The sequence below is a fragment of the Anoxybacillus sp. LAT27 genome, from assembly GCF_022030075.1.
GTDB classification, from domain to species: domain Bacteria; phylum Bacillota; class Bacilli; order Bacillales; family Anoxybacillaceae; genus Anoxybacillus; species Anoxybacillus kestanbolensis.
In genome coordinates, this window is the sequence record NZ_JAIWYK010000024.1 from 1 (window position 1) to 3,530 (window position 3,530).

4 protein-coding genes are annotated in these 3,530 nt (G+C 43.1%); 2 read left to right on the top strand and 2 right to left on the bottom strand.

Annotation, left to right across the window (positions count from 1 at the left end; genetic code table 11):
- A partial coding sequence (locus LD028_RS01895) for a CotS family spore coat protein (protein WP_237810753.1) occupies positions 1-1,079 on the bottom strand: 1,079 nt, incomplete at its 3' end.
- Between the two features lie 103 nt (positions 1,080-1,182).
- Positions 1,183-1,677 (bottom strand): glutathione peroxidase, encoded by a 495-nt coding sequence (locus LD028_RS01900; RefSeq protein WP_237810754.1) that lies wholly within the window; start codon positions 1,675-1,677, stop codon positions 1,183-1,185.
- Between the two features lie 130 nt (positions 1,678-1,807).
- Here LD028_RS01900 and LD028_RS01905 point away from each other — a divergent pair, with 130 nt between their 5' ends.
- Both LD028_RS01905 and LD028_RS01910 read left to right on the top strand, forming a co-directional pair.
- Complete coding sequence (locus LD028_RS01905; protein WP_237810755.1) at positions 1,808-2,665, top strand: carbon-nitrogen hydrolase family protein; 858 nt, start codon at positions 1,808-1,810, stop codon at positions 2,663-2,665.
- Between the two features lie 9 nt (positions 2,666-2,674).
- Positions 2,675-3,337: a GNAT family N-acetyltransferase gene (locus tag LD028_RS01910; RefSeq protein WP_006318704.1), complete on the top strand. Its 663-nt coding sequence runs from the start codon at positions 2,675-2,677 to the stop codon at positions 3,335-3,337.
- The last annotated feature ends 193 nt before the right edge of the window (positions 3,338-3,530 follow it).

The following is a 3,530-nucleotide window of genomic DNA, read 5'->3' on the forward strand; positions in this document are numbered from 1 at the left end:
TTCTCCTTCCAATCGTTTTCAATTTCAGCGAGTACTGGCCATTTTGTTGCATCTGTCGCAACAATCGTCTCAATGAGTTGCATCGTTTGTTCGTTTAAAAACAGCTCTGGATCATATACTACTTCTTTTAAATTTTTGTAAAATTCATTCGGAAGTGACAAATCGATCATCAACACGTCATATAATGAAGCGTCGATCGGATTTGCCTCATGATACGCTCGAATCATTTCACGCACCCAATGAACGTCCCAACGGTATAAATCAGCCATCGTACCGGAAATCAGTTTTCGTAAATCGCGAATCGGCAAATCGTATGCGACGCCATCTAAATCGATAATCCACATACCATTTGCGCCCATTTGTCCGTTCGACCAGCCGTAATCTTGATGCACAAGTCCCCATTCGCTATTTCCTCGTTCGACTAATTGATGATACGAAGATTGTTGAAGTCGCGCAAAACTTTCACGAGCCTGTGCTTGAAAATGATCGACAACTTCCAATAACATCGCACTTGCAGGCATCTCTTTATACGCCTTCGCTAATTGGCGAAACCAATCCATTTTGTTTATCGTTTTTTCGTACGTTTTCGGCCATTTGTATAACCGTGAAGCGATTTCTGCTCCCTTTGGAGGGACATATCCTTTACTTAAACGATGAAATTCACCGAGCGCATAGCACAGTTGTTTCGCTCCTTCTAAATCTTTTGTTACCGGAAATAATGGCTCAATCCACTCTGCAACAAACCATAACTTTCCTCCCGCTTCTACATAATCCATTCCGTCCGTCGTTTGTACAATTGGCGGAACGTTCGCTTTTTGCACATCGACTAAATATCGTTGCGCCCCGAGGCTAAATATGCTGCGCGTTGGGCGGCGATGAAGCAATTTTAAACTTTTCGGACCTTTATTCGTTTCTAACTTCCAAATGGCTCCCCCTTTATCCGGCTTCGTCGTCACGACTTGCCTACTTTGAACAGATAAATCATAATGGCGCAAAACGTCTTCTGCCATTTGTTCAATATAATCTGGTACAAAAAACTCGTGCATCGTTTCATCCACGATCCAAGGTTCAATAAGCATATAACCCCTCCTATTTGACATAAATCCCTACTATCTCAACATATGCACTAAAAAAAATTTCGTATAGACATATCCATTACGCCCAACAAAAAACCGCCTCTTTTCATTCAGAGACGGTTTCGCGAAGCAAAGCTTCAATATGTTGTTCTAGCTCAAACGGCTTTGTAGTTGGTGCAAAACGTGCAACGACTTGCCCATTTCGGTCGACTAAAAACTTTGTAAAATTCCACTTCACCGCTTTCGTCCCTAACATGCCTGGCGCTTGTTCCGTTAAGTAAACGAACAGCGGATGGGCGTTTGGACCGTTTACATCGACTTTCGCAAACATCGGAAACGTCACACCATAATTGAGTTGACAAAATTGCGAGATGTCTGCTTCTGATCCCGGCTCTTGATTTCCAAATTGATTGCATGGAAAGCCGAGCACAACAAATCCACGTTCTTTATATTTGTCGTATAGTTGTTGCAATTGTTCATATTGTGGCGTCAAGCCACATTTGCTTGCTGTATTGACGATGAGTAATACGTTTCCTTTGTACTGCGCTAACGATTGCTCTTCCCCATGAATCGTACGTACGTGAAAATCGTAAATGTTCATTTCACATTCCTCCTTTAGCGCTATTGTAACATACGAATCGTTTTTTCTACATAAACAATGCTCCCACTCTGACAAATGAAACAATATTCGTTATAATGATGGAAAATACAGAAAAAGAAGGTGAGTTTCGTTGAAAATGCGCGTTAGTGCAGTGCAATATCATTTACATACGATTCAATCGTTTGAACAGTTTGCGAAACAAGTGGAACATTATGTAAAAACAGCACAAGAATTTGGGGCTGAATTTGTCCTATTTCCCGAGTTTATGACGACACAGCTTATGTCTATCGGCGATGACACGAAAGAAGCGTTAACGATTGACGAGCTTCCAACGTTTACAGAAGCATATCGCTCATTATTTTCAACACTTGCGAAACAAACGAATATGCATATTATTGGCGGGACACATGTCATAAAAAGAGAAGATCGACTATATAATGTGGCACATTTATTTTATCCCGATGGAACGATTGCCGAACAGGCAAAGCTACATATTACCCCGACAGAAGTGAACGAATGGAATATGCATGGCGGCGACACATTACATGTCTTTGACACAATAAAAGGAACGATTGCGATTTTAACATGTTATGACATTGAATTTCCTGAAATTGTGCGCATGGCGCGTGCAAAAGGAGCGGACGTCATTTTTTGTCCGTCGTGTACCGATGATCGTCACGGATTTTATCGCGTACGCTATACGTGTCACGCCCGCGCGATTGAAAATCAAGTATACGTCGTCACGACAGGAACAGTCGGATCATTGCCAACCGTCGACTTTATGCGGGCAAACTTCGGGCAAGCAGCGATTATTACACCGAACGATATTCCCTTTCCACCGCGCGGCATTTTAGCGGAGGGAGAAATCAATGACGATATGATTATTACGGCCGATCTTGATTTACAGCTTCTTTACGACGTTCGCGAGCGCGGATCCGTCACTACATGGCGCGACCGCCGCACGGATTTATATACCGATTGGACATAAGGGGAGAGAATGATGTATAAGCAACTTTACGTCTTTCATGACGACCGTCCGATTCCTGCCACCATTCGCAACTATGAAGAAAAAGATATCGATGCGTTAATTCGCATCCAGCAAGAAAGCTTTCCACCTCCATTTCCATCTGAACTATGGTGGAATAAAGAACAGCTTATGAACCATATCACCCTTTTTCCAGAAGGGGCGTTATGTGTCGAAGTGGACGGAGAAGTCGTCGGATCGATGACAGGTTTGATCGTGAACTTTCATCCAAGCGATGCCGATCATACGTGGGAAGAAATAACGGATAACGGATATATTCGCAACCATAACCGAAACGGCAATACGTTATACGTCGTCGACATCGGTGTCCGCCCAGCATATCGCAAACTCGGGTTAGGAAAATGGCTAATGCAGTCGATGTACGAAGTTGTCGTTCACCAAAAACTTGAACGACTATTAGGTGGCAGTCGCATGCCAGGATATCATCGATATGCGAATGAAATGACGGCCGAACAGTATGTAGACGCCGTCATAACAGGAAAAATAAAAGACCCTGTCATTACGTTTTTGCTTCGCTGCGGGCGTACGCCGGTGAAAGTCGTCGCTAATTATTTAGAAGATGCTCAATCGTGCAACTACGCCTTGCTTATGGAATGGCGCAATCCGTTTTTATAGCCGCCCGTCCACACCGTTCCTCTCTCTCATTCATAAGATAAAATAGAGAGGAGCATTCCTGTTAGAAAGGTTTTCGGGGACTTGAAAGAAAAAAGCCCTCTTGGTATGATGCAGGGGTGTCAATGGAAAGTTGACCCTATCATCAAACCAAGGAGGACTTACTATGAATTGTACACAAAATCTCAAAATTGAA